General features: G+C 71.1%; 12 protein-coding genes and 1 pseudogene. All 13 read right to left on the reverse strand.

The features are described 5' to 3' along the window. Positions 1-621, reverse strand: a pseudogene (locus FF041_RS39060) (ribonuclease E/G); the annotation flags it as partial. Between the two features lie 270 nt (positions 622-891). Continuing rightward, positions 892-1,647: a TIGR03936 family radical SAM-associated protein gene (locus FF041_RS16750; RefSeq protein WP_323391955.1), complete on the reverse strand. Its 756-nt coding sequence runs from the start codon at positions 1,645-1,647 to the stop codon at positions 892-894. Between the two features lie 437 nt (positions 1,648-2,084). Next, entirely contained in the window at positions 2,085-4,013 is a 1,929-nt protein-coding gene (locus FF041_RS16755) for a TIGR03960 family B12-binding radical SAM protein (protein ID WP_153523552.1), read from the reverse strand. Positions 4,014-4,140: 127 nt separating this feature from the next. Continuing rightward, complete coding sequence (locus tag FF041_RS16760) at positions 4,141-5,655, reverse strand: CYTH and CHAD domain-containing protein (protein WP_153523553.1); 1,515 nt, start codon at positions 5,653-5,655, stop codon at positions 4,141-4,143. Positions 5,656-5,791: 136 nt separating this feature from the next. Next, positions 5,792-6,994: a rod shape-determining protein RodA gene (gene rodA / locus FF041_RS16765; RefSeq protein ID WP_153483334.1), complete on the reverse strand. Its 1,203-nt coding sequence runs from the start codon at positions 6,992-6,994 to the stop codon at positions 5,792-5,794. A gap of 3 nt (positions 6,995-6,997) precedes the next feature. After that, entirely contained in the window at positions 6,998-9,226 is a 2,229-nt protein-coding gene (gene mrdA, locus FF041_RS16770; RefSeq protein ID WP_153523554.1) for a penicillin-binding protein 2, read from the reverse strand. Positions 9,227-9,343: 117 nt separating this feature from the next. Continuing rightward, entirely contained in the window at positions 9,344-10,009 is a 666-nt protein-coding gene (gene mreD, locus FF041_RS16775; RefSeq protein ID WP_153523555.1) for a rod shape-determining protein MreD, read from the reverse strand. A 13-nt stretch (positions 10,010-10,022) separates the two neighbouring features. Beyond that, positions 10,023-11,081, reverse strand: coding sequence for a rod shape-determining protein MreC (gene mreC / locus FF041_RS16780; RefSeq protein WP_323391956.1), 1,059 nt, complete (start codon positions 11,079-11,081; stop codon positions 10,023-10,025). Positions 11,082-11,251: 170 nt separating this feature from the next. Further along, a complete protein-coding gene (locus FF041_RS16785) occupies positions 11,252-12,271 on the reverse strand; it encodes a rod shape-determining protein (protein WP_153523603.1) in 1,020 nt (339 codons plus the stop codon). Positions 12,272-12,523: 252 nt separating this feature from the next. Further along, the gene (ndk, locus tag FF041_RS16790; RefSeq protein ID WP_153523556.1) at positions 12,524-12,937 is read right to left on the reverse strand and encodes a nucleoside-diphosphate kinase; all 414 of its coding nucleotides are present in this window, start codon (positions 12,935-12,937) and stop codon (positions 12,524-12,526) included. A gap of 212 nt (positions 12,938-13,149) precedes the next feature. Then, complete coding sequence (locus tag FF041_RS16795; protein WP_153523557.1) at positions 13,150-13,494, reverse strand: DUF4233 domain-containing protein; 345 nt, start codon at positions 13,492-13,494, stop codon at positions 13,150-13,152. A 1-nt stretch (position 13,495) separates the two neighbouring features. Continuing rightward, the gene (folC, locus tag FF041_RS16800; protein ID WP_323391957.1) at positions 13,496-15,007 is read right to left on the reverse strand and encodes a bifunctional tetrahydrofolate synthase/dihydrofolate synthase; all 1,512 of its coding nucleotides are present in this window, start codon (positions 15,005-15,007) and stop codon (positions 13,496-13,498) included. A gap of 42 nt (positions 15,008-15,049) precedes the next feature. Continuing rightward, positions 15,050-16,231, reverse strand: coding sequence for a sensor histidine kinase (locus FF041_RS16805; RefSeq protein WP_153523558.1), 1,182 nt, complete (start codon positions 16,229-16,231; stop codon positions 15,050-15,052). Between the last annotated feature and the right edge of the window lie 29 nt (positions 16,232-16,260).

Genomic DNA, 16,260 nt, shown 5'->3' on the forward strand with positions numbered 1-16,260 from the left:
GACCTCGGCCTCCACGGCCACCGGCTCAGCGGACTCCGTCGCCTTACGCGTGGCACGACGACGCGCACGCGGCGCGGCAGCCTCCTCCACCACAGCCTCAGCCTCCACGGCTACCGGCTCAGCGGCCTGCGGGGCCCCGGCCGGAGCCGTCGCCTTACGCGTGGCACGGCGACGCGCACGCGGCGCGGCGACCTCAGCCTCCTCAACGACCTCAACCGTCTCAGCGGCCTCGGCCACCGGCTCAGGCGCGGACACGGCGCGAGTGGCCCGGCGACGCGCACGCGGCGCGGGAGCCTCCTCCACCACAGCCTCAGCCTCAGCCTCCACGGCTACCGGCTCAGCGGCCTGCGGGGCCCCGGCCGGAGCCGTCGCCTTACGCGTGGCACGGCGGCGCGCACGCGGCGCGGCAGCCTCCACCGGGGCCGCCTCCTCAGCGGATGCGGCGGACGCGGCAGGCTCGGCAGACGCGGTCTGCTCGGCCGATCCGGCGCCCTCGGCGACCGGCGGTCCCGCCGGACGGGACGCGGCCCGGCGACGGCGGCGCGGCGGCAGCGTGTCGCTGGGGCTGTTGTTCTCTTCCTTGCTGTCTCCGGCGCTGCCGGATTCGTTCAGCTCGTGCATGCGGGCGGTTCTCCCGTCGCGCTCCCGGGCGCCGGCAGCCCGGCCGCATCGCCGCGCGATCGCACGGTGCCTACGGCCCGGGGCGCGGGCGCCGCACGGGAGCTGTATGTCTGGCCCGCCGGTTCCGTACGCGATATACGCACGGCCTGGCGAAAGTCTCTTGTGGTGTCAGCGGCCCGACCCAGGTGGCTCCCGAGTGGCCGCTCTCAACGACTGCCTGTACGCGCGGCGGGACCATCCGGCGCCGTCGCGGGGGTCCCCCTGGCTGAGCTAGGGGGAGACGGTTCCGACGGCCGTGGGTGGAGCGGCCGGAACTGCCTCGCGGTCGAGCGCGAGCGGGTCGGTCACCGTGCCGGACTCCTCGTCGAAGAGCCCCTGCGCCAGCCTGGTCACCGCTGCGGGGACCGGCGGCGCCAGGTCGGTCACAGCGCGGAGACCGGACAGGACGTCGTCGGGTCGCACGGCAGGCGTTACGTGCCGAACAACCAGCCGCAGTATCGCACAGCGCCCGTCCAGAGACCTATCGGCCTGTGGAGGGAGCGCCTGAAGTTCGGCGACCGCGCCGCGCGCGTCGAACGTCCGCATCCCGTTCTTCGTCCTGCGCTGGACATCGACGGCGTCGGCCGCGAGGAAGGCCGAGACGGCCCGCTCCGCGTCCTCGACCGCCACCCCGTCGAGCCGCAGCTCCCACACGGATGCGGTGAGCCGGTCGGCGAGACCCGGGGTACGGGCCTCGACGGCGTCGGTGATGTCCAGCCCGGCCGGCAGCGACTCATCGAGCAGCTCCGCCAGCTTGGCCGGGTCGCGGTGCTCGGTGAGGGCGATCTCCAGATACTCGGCCTCGCTGCCCGTGCCGGTGGGTGCGGCATTGGCATACGACACCTTCGGGTGCGGGGTGAAGCCCGCCGAGTACGCCATGGGCACCTCGGCACGCCTCAGGGCCCGCTCGAAGGCTCGCTGGAAGTCACGGTGGCTGGTGAACCGGAGGCGGCCACGCTTGGTGTAGCGCAATCTGATGCGCTGCACCGCGGGTGCGGGCGGCGGGCCTTCGGGCTGTCGCTTGCCCAGTGGTTCTTCTCCTCGGTGCGGAGCGGGCGCGGATGGCGCCCGCCCTCGGAATGCGGGGCTACCCCGGGCGGGCCTGCCCGGCTCACCCCCGCTGATGGAGGGAGATCTCGGGCCCGGCCGCCGCGCCGGAGACAGTCGTTGTACTACCCAGAGTACGCTTCACGACCGCGCCCGGTTCCCCCGGCGTCGCACACCGCCGCCGCACCGCCCGCCGCGCCGGCGCTCCCCAGCCCCGATACGGCCGCGGTACGGCCCCCGGTACCGCCTCAGCGACACCCCGCCCGGTGCCCGCCCGGCGCCCGCCCCGGCACCCGTACGAGCGCCCCGGAGCCAGGACGGCGAAAGACCCGGCCACCGGAGGTCTCCCCCCAGCGGCCGGGTCCTCCCGGTCCGCGCTACTTGACGACGGTCAGCGGCAGCAGCTTCTTGCCCGTGGGGCCGATCTGGATGTCGAGCCCGAGCTGGGGGCAGACGCCGCAGTCGAAACACGGCGTCCAGCGGCAGTCCTCGACCTCGGTCTCGTCGAGGGCGTCCTGCCAGTCCTCCCAGAGCCAGTCCTTGTCCAGGCCGGAGTCCAGGTGGTCCCAGGGCAGGACCTCCTCGTAGGTGCGCTCACGGGTGGTGTACCAGTCGACGTCCACGCCGAAGCCGGGCAGCGTCTTCTCGGCGCAGGCCATCCAGCGGTCGTACGAGAAGTGCTCGCGCCAGCCGTCGAAGCGACCGCCGTCCTCGTAGACGGCGCGGATCACGGAGCCGACGCGGCGGTCGCCGCGCGAGAGCAGTCCCTCGACGATGCCGGGCTTGCCGTCGTGGTAGCGGAAGCCGATGGAGCGGCCGTACTTCTTGTCGCCGCGGATCTTGTCGCGGAGCTTGGTGAGACGGGCGTCGGTGTCCTCGGCGCTCAGCTGCGGGGCCCACTGGAAGGGGGTGTGCGGCTTGGGCACGAATCCGCCGATGGAGACGGTGCAGCGGATGTCCTGGGAGCCCGAGACCTCACGGCCCTTGGCGATCACGTTGACCGCCATGTCGCCGATCTGGAGCACATCGTCATCGGTCTCGGTCGGCAGACCGCACATGAAGTACAGCTTCACCTGCCGCCAGCCGTTGCCGTACGCCGTGGAGACCGTACGGATCAGGTCCTCCTCCGAGACCATCTTGTTGATGACCTTGCGCAGCCGCTCGGAGCCGCCCTCGGGGGCGAAGGTGAGACCCGAGCGGCGGCCGTTGCGGGTGAGCTCGTTGGCGAGGTCGACGTTGAAGGCGTCGACCCGGGTGGAGGGGAGGGAGAGACCGACCTTGTCCTCTTCGTACCGGTCCGCCAGTCCCTTGGCGATGTCGCCGATCTCGGAGTGGTCGGCGCTGGACAGCGAGAGAAGACCGACCTCCTCGAAGCCGGTGGCCTTGAGACCCTTCTCGACCATCTCGCCGATGCCGGTGATGCTTCGCTCCCGTACGGGACGCGTGATCATGCCGGCCTGGCAGAAACGGCAGCCACGGGTGCAGCCGCGGAAGATCTCGACGGACATCCGCTCATGGACGGTCTCGGCGAGGGGGACGAGCGGCTGCTTGGGGTAGGGCCACTCGTCCAGGTCCATGACGGTGTGCTTGGAGACGCGCCACGGCACACCGGACTTGTTGGGCACGACCCGGCCGATCCGGCCGTCCGGCAGATACTCCACGTCGTAGAAGCGCGGGACGTACACCCCGCCGGTCTTCGCCAGCCGGAAGAGCACCTCCTCACGGCCGCCGGGGCGGCCCTCCGCCTTCCAGGCGCGGACGATCTCGGTGATGTCGAGAACGGCCTGCTCACCGTCGCCGATGACGGCGCAGTCGATGAACTCGGCGATCGGCTCGGGGTTGAAGGCCGCGTGGCCGCCCGCGAGCACGATCGGGTCGTCGACCGTCCGGTCCCCGGCCGCCAGCGGAATGCCCGCCAGATCGAGGGCCGTGAGCATATTGGTGTAGCCCAGCTCGGTGGAGAAGCTCAGCCCGAAGACGTCGAAGGCGCCGACCGGGCGGTGCGAGTCGACCGTGAACTGGGGGACGCCGTGCTCACGCATCAGCTCCTCCAGGTCCGGCCAGACGCTGTAGGTGCGCTCGGCCAGAACGCCCGGGCGTTCGTTCAGTACCTCATAGAGGATCATGACGCCCTGGTTGGGCAGCCCGACCTCGTAGGCGTCCGGGTACATCAGCGCCCAGGTCACATCGCACTCGTCCCAGTCCTTGACGGTGGAGTTCAGCTCACCGCCGACGTACTGGATGGGCTTCTGCACATGCGGAAGGAGCGCTTCGAGCTGGGGGAACACCGACTCAGCAGCAGACATCTCAGGGCTTTCGTGGGCTGGCAGGGGGGTGACTCTCTAGCGTAACCGCTGGAGGGCCGCCCCCCGCACGGCCAGCGGCCCCCGCAGCCACCGCCCCACGCACGGTCAGCACCCCGCACCCGCACGGTCAGCGCCCCGGCAGCCGCCGCACCTCGTCGGGCGACGCCCCGGCCCAGACGCCCGGCAGCTCCCGCTCCCGGGCGTCCGCCGAGCGCTGCTCCTGGCCGTAGAGCAGCCCCCAGGTGAAGGCCGACTCCCCCGCCGCGTGCGCCTGGATCGCCAGCTCACGCAGGGTGTCCCGCGCGACCACGCTGTCCTGGTGGTCGCCGAGCACCGTCTGCACGGCCTTCATCCGCTGGGCGAACCGTCTGGCCGGCTTGCCGAGCGCGGGCGTCGCGGCCTCCCCCGCGTACCGGGCGCGCTTCGCCGCCTTGCGGGCGTCGTGCAGGGCCAGATCGCGTTCGGTCCCCGCCGGGAGCGCCAGCGCGTGCCCGATCCGCTCCGCGAGCCGCTCCCAGTCCCTCAGCACCGCCCGGGGGATCACCGTGTCCGCCGGGCCGGACGCCGCCTTCAGCAGCGGCGGATCGGCGAGCAGCGCGTCCAGGGACCGGAGCAGCGCGAGATACCGCTTGCCGTCGAGGGCGGCGACGGCCCTGCGGCGCGCGCCGGAGCCCTGGGCGGCGGACCAGATACGGAGCCGTCCGCGCACCGGGCCGAGCAGCAGCGGCTTCGGCAGCGCGTCGATCCGCTCGCGCAGCCGTTCGGCGAGGACCTCCTGGTCACGGGCCGCCCCCAGCTCTCCGGCCAGCCATTTCAGCTCTTCGCCGACCGGATCGGTCACCGCCCGGTCCAGGATGCCGCGGTAGCTGCGGAAGGCGCTGCGCAGCCGCCGGGTGGAGACCCTCATCTGGTGGACGGCGTCGGGCAGGTCCTGCCGTACCCCGGGGTCGTACGCCAGCAGGGCTTCGGCCTGTTCGCGCAGATAGGCGAGGATGTGATCGCCCGCGTTCACCGGTTCGGGGGAGGTGGTCCGGGGGGCGTCCAGGCCGGTCTCCTGGAGGGCTCTGGCCAGCTTGGACGGGGACCGGGACGGCCGCAGCCCCGCCTTCCGCAGCTTCTTGTCGATCCGGTCCAGGAACGCGGGGTCGACGCCGTCCGCGAGCTCGGCCTCGATCTCGTCCCAGGAGGCGCCGTCCGCCGGGCCGGAGAGCCGCTCGGCGCGGACCGCGTCCCGGCTGAGCTCGGCCAGCGGGGCGCGGTCCGCGTCGACCAGCAGCAGGGTGCGCCGGGCGGAGAGCAGCCGCATCACGGGGGTGAGCTCGGCGCCCCGGGTGCGGGCCCTGACCAGCCTTCGGAGGGTGCGCGGGAGCCGCTCGGACAGGGGGGCCCGGATCTCGTCCCGTACGTCCGGGGCGACGGGCAGTTTGAGGTGCCAGCCCTCGTCGCCGCCGCCGGTGCGCCTGCGGAGCGTGATGGAGGCCGCGGCGAGCCGGAGATCGGCCGTGTCGTAGTAGACCGCGTCCAGCTCGGCCGTGCCCTGGTCGACGACGGCCGCGACCCCGGCCGTCCGGGTGAGATCCGGCAGCCGGGTCCCGGGGGTGGCTTCGTACTTCCGCTCGATTTCGCGCTTCGTATCCACCATGAACCGAATCTAGTTCGCGAAAGCGATCCGCGGCAGTCACCGGGCGGTGTCCGGGCAGTCACCGGGCGGTGTCCGGGCGGTCTCCGGGGTGGTCGAGGACCCTTCGGGAGCTGATCCCAGGCTGCCGCCCGGCCGCTCAAGCCGACATCGGCCGCTGCACCCGGATGGACTGGAGCAGCCCAATCGCCACCCAGACCGCGAACATGGACGAGCCTCCGTACGACACGAACGGCAGCGGAAGCCCGGCCACCGGCATGATGCCCAGCGTCATGCCGATGTTCTCGAAGGACTGGAAGGCGAACCAGGCGATGATCCCGGCGGCCACGATCGTTCCGTAGAGCTCGGTGGTCTCGCGGGCGATCCGGCAGGCCCGCCAGAGCACCACGCCGAGCAGCACCAGGATCAGCGCGGCCCCGACGAAGCCCAGCTCCTCGCCCGCGACGGTGAAGACGAAGTCCGTCTGCTGTTCGGGGACGAACTGGCCGGTGGTCTGGGAGCCCTTGAAGAGCCCGGTGCCCAGCAGTCCGCCCGAGCCGATGGCGATCCGGGCCTGGTTGGTGTTGTAGCCGACGCCCGCCGGGTCGAGCTCGGGGTTGGCGAAGGCCGCGAACCGGTTGATCTGGTACTCGTCGAGCAGTCCGAGCGCGGTGACGAGCACGGCCCCCACCACTCCGCTGCCGATCAGTCCGAGGACCCAGCGGTTGGGCGCACCGGAGGCGAGCAGCACCCCCAGCATGATCACGACCATGACCATCACCGAGCCGAGGTCCGGCATCAGCATGACGATCACCATGGGCAGTACGGCGATGCCGAGCGATTTGGCGACGGTGCGATGGTCCGGATGGGCGAGATCGCCCGCGTCGACCCGCGATGCGAGCAGCATCGCCATCCCCAGAATGATCGTGATCTTCACGAATTCGGAGGGCTGGAGGGAGAAGCCGCCGCCGATGACGATCCACGCGTGCGCGCCGTTGATGGTCGCGCCGAGCGGGGTGAGCACCAGCAGAATGAGCAGGACGGAGATGCCGTAGAGCACCGGCACCGCGCCGCGCAGGGTGCGGTGGCCGAGCCAGATGGTGCCGATCATCAGGGCGATGCCGATGCCGGTGTTGAGCAGATGGCGGAAGAGGAAGTAGTAGGGGTCGCCCTGGTTGAGCTCGGTGCGGCCCCGGGTGGCGGACCAGACCAGCAGCGCGCCGATGCCGGAGAGCGCGACGGCGGAGCAGAGCAGCGGCCAGTCGAGCCGCCGCGTCACCGAGTCACGGGCCCAGAGCTGGGACCAGATCCCGCCGCGCCGGGGCCCGTATCCGGAGACGGAGAAGCCATTGGTGCCGGCCATGCCTCAGTCCCTTCCGGCGGGCGGGCCCGCGAGCTGCTGGTCTCCGGGCGGGCGGGTGCTCTCCCGGTCGCCGCCCGGCCGGGTCCAGCCCGCCGGCTGCTGGAGTTCGTCGAGCGGCTTCCGCGGCTGGTACGGCTTGATCTTCGGCGAGTCGATCGTGCCGTCGGACCCGATCTTCGGCAGGGCCTGCTGCGGGGCGGGCAGCAGAGCCCGCTTGAGGTCCTGGCCGCCCTTCTCGTCCAGCCCGTACATCGCCTCGTAGATCTTGCGGACATGCGGTCCGGAGGCGCCCGATCCGGTGCCGCCCTGGGAGATCGTCATCACGATCGTGTAGTCGCGGGTGTACGAGGCGAACCAGGAGGTGGTCTGCTTTCCGTACACCTCGGCGGTGCCCGTCTTGGCGTGCATCGGGATCTTGTCATGCGGCCAGCCGCCGAAGCGCCAGGCGGCCGAACCACGGGTCGCGACTCCCGCGAGGGCCGCGTTCATCTTCCGCGAGGTGGTCTGGTCCATGGGGAGCCTGCCGTGCGCCTTGGGCTTGATCTCCTCGATCCGCTTGCCGTCCGCGCTGATGACCGCCTTGCCGACGGTGGGGTTGTAGAGCGTGCCGCCGTTGGCGATGGCCGAGTAGATGGACGCCATCTGTATCGGCGTGACGAGGGTGTCGCCCTGCCCGATGGAGTAGTTGACGGAGTCACCGGCGCGCATCCGGTTGCCTTCGATGCAGTTCTCATAGGCGACCTGCTGGATATAGCTGCCGCCCTTCTTGCCCTGCCGGCACCAGGAGTCCTTCAGCTGCTCCCAGTAGGACTGCTTCCACTGGCGGTCGGGGACCCGGCCCGTGACCTCGTTGGGGAGGTCGATGCCGGTCTCCTTGCCGAGGCCGAACTGATGGGCGGTCTTGTAGAACCAGTCGTTGGGGTTCTTCTTCGGCGTGATGCCGCCGTCCTTGAGCCACTCGCGGTGGGCGAGACCGTAGTACACGGTGTCGCAGGAGACCTCCAGGGCCCGGCCCAGGCTGATGCTGCCGTACCCCCTGGACTCGAAGTTCTTGAACTCCCGGCCGCCGAAGGAGAGCGAGGAGGGGCACGGGTAGTTGCCGTCGAAGTCGTAGCCCGCGTTGACGGCGGCGGTCGAGGAGATCACCTTGAAGATGGAGCCGGGCGCGGCCTGGCCCTGGATCGCCCGGTTCAGCAGCGGGTTGTTGGAGTTCTTGCCGGTGAGTCGCGCGTAGTCCTTGGCGGAGATGCCGCCGACCCAGGCGTTGGGGTCGTAGGTCGGCAGCGACGCCATGGAGATGATCCGGCCGGTCTTGTTCTCCATGACGACGACCGCGCCCGCGTCGGCCTTGTAGTTGCGGCCGGTGACGTTCTTGTCGATCTCCTTGCGGGCGTTCTTCATCGCCGCGTCGAGCTCGTACTCCGCCACGGCCTGGACCCGGGCGTCGATGGAGGTGACGACGTTCGCGCCGGGCACGGCCTCGTCGCGCTCGGCCTCGCCGATGACCCTGCCGAGGTTGTCGACCTCGTAGCGGGTGACGCCGGCCTTGCCGCGCAGCGCCTTGTCGTAGGTGCGCTCCAGTCCGGAGCGGCCGACCTGGTCGGAGCGGAGGAAGGGGGAGTCGGAGTCCTTGGCCTTCTCGATCTCCTCGTCGGTGACGGGGGAGAGATAGCCGAGCACCTGGGCGGTGTTGGACTTGCCGGGCGCGGTGTAGCGGCGTACGGCGGTGGGCTCGGCGGTGATGCCGGGGAAGTCCTCCACGCGCTCACGGATCTGGAGCGCCTGCTGGGTGGTGGCGTCGTCGGTGACCGGGATCGGCTGATAGGGCGAGCCGTTCCAGCAGGGTTTGGGGGTCTCGGAGTCGCAGAGCCGGACCTTGGCCTGGACTTCCTTCGGCTTCATGCCGAGGACGTCCGCGAGCCGGGCGAGGACGGCCTTGCCGTCGTCCTTCATCTTCATCAGCTCGGTACGGGACGCGGAGACCACGAGCCGGGTCTCGTTGTCGGCGAGGGCGACGCCCCGGGCGTCGAGGATGGAGCCGCGCACGGCGGGCTGGACGACCCGCTGGACTCCGTTGTTCTTCGCCTCGTCGGTGTACTCGTCGCCATTGCGGATCTGGAGGTACCAGAGCCGCCCGCCGAGGGTGAGCAGCAGGGAGAAGACCAGCACCTGGATGACGACGAGCCGGATCTGGACCCGTGGGGTCCGCCCGGTCTCGGGGATGTTGCTCATGCCGTCCGAGCCCCCTCGGTCAGGGCCCGGCGGGCCTCGGTCGAGGTCTCCGGGATGTCGCTCATGCCGTCCGAGCCCTCTCGGTCAGGGCCCGGCGGGCCGCGGTCGCCTGTCCGGTCACAGCCGCTTGACCCCCTTGACGCGTCCCGCGCGGGAGGCCCGGTTACGGGCGGCTCGCACCCGCAGGCCCCCGCGCTGGGAGCCGATGCGCAGTCCGGTGCCGGAGGCGAGCCAGCCGGAGGAGACGTCTCCCGAGGCGTTCTGGCTCTCGGCCAGCGGATCGTGGTCGGTGCGCCGGGCGAGCGCCATGATGAGCGGCACGGTGAACGGCGCGAGCAGCAGATCGTAGACGGCGGCGGTGAAGAGCAGGCTGACGATGCCCACATCGCGGGCGGCGGTGTCCCCGACGAGCGCCCCGACGCCCGCGTACAGCAGGGTGGAGCCGATCGCGGCGGCGACGACCACGGCCATCGGGCCGGTGGCGGACTTGAGCTTGCCGTTCTCCGGGCGGGCGAGACCGGCGAGATAGCCGATCACGCAGAGCACCAGGGCGTACCGCCCGGCCGCGTGGGCGGCGGGCGGGGCGAGGTCGGCGAGCAGTCCGGCCCCGAAGCCGATGAACGCGCCCGCCACATGGCCGTAGACGAGAGCCAGTCCGAGGACGGTGAGCAGCAGCAGATCGGGGACCGCGCCGGGGAGCTGGAGGCGGGCGAGGACGGAGACCTGGATGACGAGTGCGACCACGACCAGGGCCGTGGACAGAAGCGTCCGGTTGACACGCATGACGGATCAGCTCCTATCGCTGCTCATCGTTGTTCCGGGGGCTCGCGCCGCCCCCGGCGCTGGGCTGTGCGCCGTCCGGCAGCCGGCCGCCGGTCTGGCCCTGGACGGTGTCCTGCCCAGTGCTCTGACCAGTGCCCTGGTCGGGGCCCTGGCCGGTGGATGCGCTGGGGTTGACCGTGACGGTGACGGTCGGAGTCGGCTTGGGGCCCGCGGGCTTGGGCGGCAGCACGGTGTCCCGGGGGTCGGTGCGGGGCGCGTCCACGACCACGCCGACGATGTCCAGCTTGCTGAAGCCCGCGTACGGCTCCACATAGACGGTGCGGGTCAGATCGCCGCCGGAGGGGTCGACGCGGACCACCTCGCCGATGGGGACGCCGGGCACGAACGGCCGGTCGGCCTGCGAGCCGAAGGTGACCAGCCGGTCGCCCTTCTTGACCTTGTGCTTGCCGTTGAGGAGCTGCACGGAGAGCGGACGGTCGCCCTGCCCGGTGGCGAAGCCGAGCTCGTCGGTCTTCTCCATCCGGGTGCCGACGGTGAAGTCCGGGTCGTTGGCGAGCAGCACGGTGGAGGTCCGGGGGCCGACGGTGGTGACCCGGCCGACCAGCCCCGCTCCGTTCAGCACGGTCATATCGCGCTTGATGCCGTCTTCGGAGCCGATGTCGATGGTGACGGTCCAGGAGAAGCCCTGGGCCGCTCCTATGGCGATGACCTGGGCGCCCTTGATGCCGTACTGTCCGGCTCCCGCCGTTCTGAGCATGCTGTCCAGCTCGCGGGCGCGGCTGCGGTTGCGGTCGTCGCTGCCGAGTCTGGCCTTGAGCTCGGCGTTCTCCCGCTCCAGTGTGCTGATGCGGTCATGACGCCTGCCGGAGTCCCGTACGGCCCCGATCGCGTTGCCGACCGGGTCGACCGCTGACGCGACGCCGTTCTGCACCGGGCCGAAGACCGTCGCGGCGGCCTGCCGGGCGCCGTCGATCGGTGAGTCCTCGCCCCCGCGGATGTCCACCGTGATCAGAGCGAACGCGATGACGATCAGCAGCACCAGGAGCAGCCGGCTCTCTCGTGTGTCCCTCACGTGCGGCGGCCGTGCCTTCCTCGTAGGAATGGAGATGTCTGTATATCAACGATCGGCTGTACGAGTTGGCAGGCACCCATACAGGGGTTCCCCCTGCGCCCTCTCGGGCCCAGGGGGACGACACGGCTGATCGCTCCCCGGCGCGGCGCGGGTCAGCGGCGGGGCGCGGGTCAGCGGCGGGGCTGGGCGTCCAGCACCTGCTGAAGCGCCTCGAACTCCTCCACGCACTTGCCGGAGCCGAGCGCCACCGAGTCCAGCGGGTCCTCGGCGATGTGGATGGGCATCCCGGTCTCGTGGCGCAGCCGCTCGTCGAGCCCGCGCAGCAGCGCGCCGCCGCCGGTGAGCACGATGCCCCGGTCCATCACATCGCCCGAGAGCTCGGGCGGGCATTTGTCGAGGGTGGTCTTGACGGCGTCGACGATCGAGTTGACCGGCTCCTCGATCGCCTTGCGGACTTCGGCGGCGGAGATGACCACGGTCTTCGGCAGTCCGGATACGAGGTCACGGCCCCGGATCTCGGTGTGCTCGTCCTGGTCCATGTCAAACGCGGAGCCAATGGTGATCTTGATCTGTTCCGCGGTCCGCTCACCGAGGAGAAGCGAGTACTCCTTCTTGACGTGCTGAATGATCGCGTTGTCCAGCTCGTCGCCGGCGACGCGGATGGACTGCGCCGTCACGATTCCGCCGAGCGAGATGACGGCGACTTCGGTGGTGCCGCCGCCGATGTCGACGACCATATTGCCGGTGGCCTCATGGACCGGGAGTCCGGAGCCGATGGCCGCGGCCATGGGCTCCTCGATGATGTGCACCTGACGGGCGCCCGCCTGCGTCGACGCCTCGATGACCGCGCGGCGCTCGACGCCCGTGATCCCCGAGGGGACGCAGACGACGACACGCGGGCGGGCGAGGTAACGGCGCTTATGGATCTTCAGAATGAAGTAGCGGAGCATCCGCTCGGTGATCTCGAAGTCGGCGATGACGCCGTCCTTCAGCGGCCGGACGGCGACGATATTGCCCGGTGTCCGGCCGATCATCTTCTTCGCCTCGGAGCCGACCGCGAGAATGCCGCCCGTGTTGGTGTTGATGGCGACGACGGACGGCTCGTTGAGGACGATCCCCCGGCCCCTGACGTACACCAGCGTGTTGGCGGTCCCGAGGTCGACAGCCATGTCACGGCCGATGAACGACATTTTGTTCCCCATGAGGATGCGTCTGGCCTTCCCAAATCGAGCGTTGACGGCTTTTCAGGATGGCGAGGTGGGTGCTGTGGCGTGAGGCTCCCATCGTAATGCCGCGTCCCGGGACACGGCGCGGTGGTCCACCTCTATATAGGTGACGTGGCGTCGGGTCGATCCGTTCCCGCATTGCGTTCGCATATGCCGAAGGGCGACCGAATTCCTTCGGTCGCCCCAGGTCATGAGCGCTGTATGGCTGATGCCAGGTCAGGAAAGTCCCGGAAAGAAAATCTTCAGCTCCCGAATGGCGGACGCCTCGGAGTCCGAGGCGTGGATCAGGTTCTCGCGGACGATGGTGCCGAAGTCACCACGGATGGAGCCCGGCGCGGCGGCGATGGGGTCGGTGGGCCCGGCCAGCTGCCGTACGCCCTCGATGACCCGCTCGCCCTCCACCACCAGGGCGACGACCGGCCCGGAGGACATGAACGCCACCAGCGGCTCGTAGAACGGCTTGCCCCGGTGCTCGCCGTAGTGCTGCTCCAGGGTCTCCTGGTCGAGCGTGCGCAGCTCCAGCGCGCCGATGGTCCAGCCGGCCTTCGCCTCGATACGGCCGATGATCTCACCGATCAGGCCGCGCCTGACCGCGTCGGGCTTGAGCAGGACGAGGGTGCGCTGGGTCATGGTGACGGCTCCTTGCAGACATACGTGTGCGGTGAGCTGAGGCTACAGGGGGCCGTACGGGGGACGGCACCCGGACCTGATCCCCGGTCAGCCGGGGGCCCGGCGCCGCGCCGGGGCGGCTGAACCGTCGACCCGCGCCTGAACCTCCCGTACCGGACCCGGACCGCGACCCGCCCGCACCTGCCCCGGCCGACCCGCCCCTGCCCGCACTGCTACGCCTGCGCCTCGGCCTCCGCCGCCCAGCGCGCCTTCGTCGCGTCGATCTTGCCGCCGAAGTGCACCGACGCCCACCACAGGCCGGCGAAGCACGCGCCCAGGAAGAACATCATCGGCACCACGAACCCGCTCAGCACCAGCCCGATCTGGAGCGCCCAGCCCAGCTGTATCCCGCCGGGCCTGCCGAGCATCCCGCACAGCAGCACCGACAGGGCCATGGCGACGCCGCAGACCGTCCACACCGTGCCCATGGAGAGATCCGGGTCCTTCATGGCCACCAGCCCGGCGAAGCCGATGACGAAGAACTCGCCGATCAGAGTGGACGCGCAGAGAGTACGCATATCAGCCCTTCCCCAGCAGCAGCCGGGCTTCCCCGACCGTGATCACCGAGCCGGTCACCAGCACTCCCGCGCCCGCGTACTCCGCCTCTTCCTCCGCGAGGGTGACGGCCGCCTCCAGGGCCTCGTCCAGCCGGGGCTCGACCACCACCCGCTCATCGCCGAAGACCTCCACCGCCACCGCCGCCAGCGCGTCCACGTCCATGGCGCGATGGCTGGAATTCTGGGTGACGACGATCTCGGCGAAGACCGGCTCGAAGGCTTCGAGCAGCCCCCGCACATCCTTCTCCGCGCTGGTGCCGACCACACCGATCAGCCGGGAGAACCCGAACGCCTCGGTGACCGCCTCGGCCGTCGCCCGAGCGCCCGCCGGATTGTGCGCGGCGTCCAGCACCACCGAGGGGCTGCTCCGGACGACTTCGAGCCGTCCCGGCGACGACACCCCGGCGAACGCGGTGCGGATGACGTCCTTGTCCAGCGTCCGCGCGTGCTCCGCGCCGATGCCGAAGAACGCCTCGACCGCCGCCAGCGCCACCGCCGCGTTATGCGCCTGGTAGGCCCCGTGCAGCGGAAGGAAGATGTTGTCGTACTCGCCGCCGAGCCCGCGCAGGGTCAGCAGCTGGCCGCCGACCGCGATCTCACGGGAGACCACCCCGAACTCCATGCCCTCACGGGCCACGGTGGCATCGACCTCGACGGCCTTCTTCAGCATCACCTGCGCCGCGTCCACCGGCTGCTGCGCCAGGATCACGGTCGCGCCCTGCTTGATGATCCCGGCCTTCTCGGCCGCGATCTCGCCGGGGGTGGAGCCGAGCCGGTCGGTGTGGTCCAGCGCTATCGGGGTGACCACGGCCACCGACGCGTCGATGACGTTGGTCGCGTCCCAGGCGCCGCCCATGCCGACCTCGACCACGGCCACGTCCACCGGCGCGTCCGCGAACGCCGCGTACGCCATCCCGGTGAGCACCTCGAAGAAGGAGAGCCGGAACTCCTGCGCCTCGTCGACCATCTCCACATAGGGCTTGATGTCGTCGTAGACGGAGATGAAGCGCTCGGGGTCGATCGGCACGCCGTCCAGGCTGATCCGCTCGGTGATCGACTGCACATGCGGGGAGGTGTAGCGGCCGGTGCGCAGGTCGAAGCCGGAGAGCAGGGACTCGATCATGCGGGCCGTGGAGGTCTTGCCGTTGGTGCCGGTGATGTGGATGGAGGGGTACGCCCGCTGGGGCTCGCCCAGCACGTCCATCAGCGCCGCGATCCTGGTCACCGAGGGGTCGAGCTTGGTCTCGCCCCATCGGGTGGCCAGATCCGCCTCGACCGCGCGCAGCGCCTTGTCGACCTCGGGGTCGGCGGGCCTGGCGGGTACGGCGTCGGCCTGCGGGCGGCCTCCCTGGGTGCGGAGGGTGCGGCTGCCCGCCTCGATCACCGCGAGGTCGGGGTCGCGATCGGTCTCCGCGTCCACGATCTCTTCGAAGGGGTCGGGCTCGGCAGGATGGTCGGCGGGATGCTCACTCACGGGTCCAGTCTAGAGTCCGGGGGGCCGCGCGCCGCCCCGGGCTCACCGGGGAGCGCGCCGGGGCGCCGGATCGGGGATGCAGCCCGCCGGGAGCAGGGCGATGACCTGGTACGCGCCGGACTCCGCGCCCGCGGTGAGGGTGCCGCCCATGGAGCTCACCCGTTCGCGCATGGAGAAGGTGCCGGTGCCGCTGGAGACGGGCTCGGTGAGCGGCTCGGACGCGGGGAGCGCGTTGCGGGCCACCACCCGCAGCCGGTCGCCCGTCAGGGCGATGGTGACGGTGACGAGCTCGCCGGGGGCGTGTTTGGCGGCGTTGGTCAGGCACTCCTGGACGACCCGGTAGACGGCCGTCTGGCGGAGCGGGGAGAGGCCGCGGGCGGCCGTCTCGATCTTCAGATGGACCGGGCTGCCCATGCGCTCGCTCTCCAGGGCGAGCGCGGGGAGCCCTTCCAGACCGGGGGTCGCGGTGCGTTCGTCGGCGCGGTGGACGATGGTGTCGTTGAGCATGAGATGGGCGCGGCGGGCGGTGTCGGCGAGCTCCTCGAAGTCCTTGTGCCGGTCGGTGCCCCGGGAGCGCGCGGAGAGCACCTCGGCGCGTACGGCGAGCACGGTCAGCTCCCGGCCGACCAGGTCGTGGACATCGCGGGCGACGGAGATGCGCTCGGCCTGGACGGCCTGGAGCGCGGCGGTCCCGGCGCGCTGGGCCGCCAGCTCGTGGACGAGGTCCTGCCGGTAGGCGGCGACGCCGACGCCCGAGGCGAGCACGCCGATGGGGACCACGACGCTGAGGAAGTCGCTCAGCGAGCTCTGGAGGTCTGGCGGGTCGAACAGGCTGAAGCAGATGTAGGCGACGGCGAGATAGCCGAGGGTGGCGAGCACGGCGGCGGCGCGGCCCCGGTAGCGCCCGATGGAGTAGAGGGCGAACTGGATGAGGGTCAGCTCGTGCAGCCGGCTGAGGAGCAGCAGCGCGACGAGATAGGGGAGCCAGGGGAGCCGCCGCCGTACGACGAGGGTGGCCGCGCCGGCGGCGAGGACGAGGCTGGCGGTGAGCCCGGTGAGCCGGTTGTCGGCGGCGGCGAGCCCGGGTACGTCGAGCAGCATGAGCGAGAAGCAGCTCAGCGCGATGACGACGTCGAGCGCCCGTGCCGAGGCGGTCCAGTGCCGTATCCGCCGGCGGACGGCCGTGGCGAGGCGTCGCCGGGCGTAGGAGGCGGCGGTGAGCATGGGTCCATCATGCAGGGGGGTGGAACCGG

It is taken from the genome of Streptomyces jumonjinensis, from assembly GCF_009600885.1.
Lineage (GTDB): Bacteria > Actinomycetota > Actinomycetes > Streptomycetales > Streptomycetaceae > Streptomyces > Streptomyces jumonjinensis.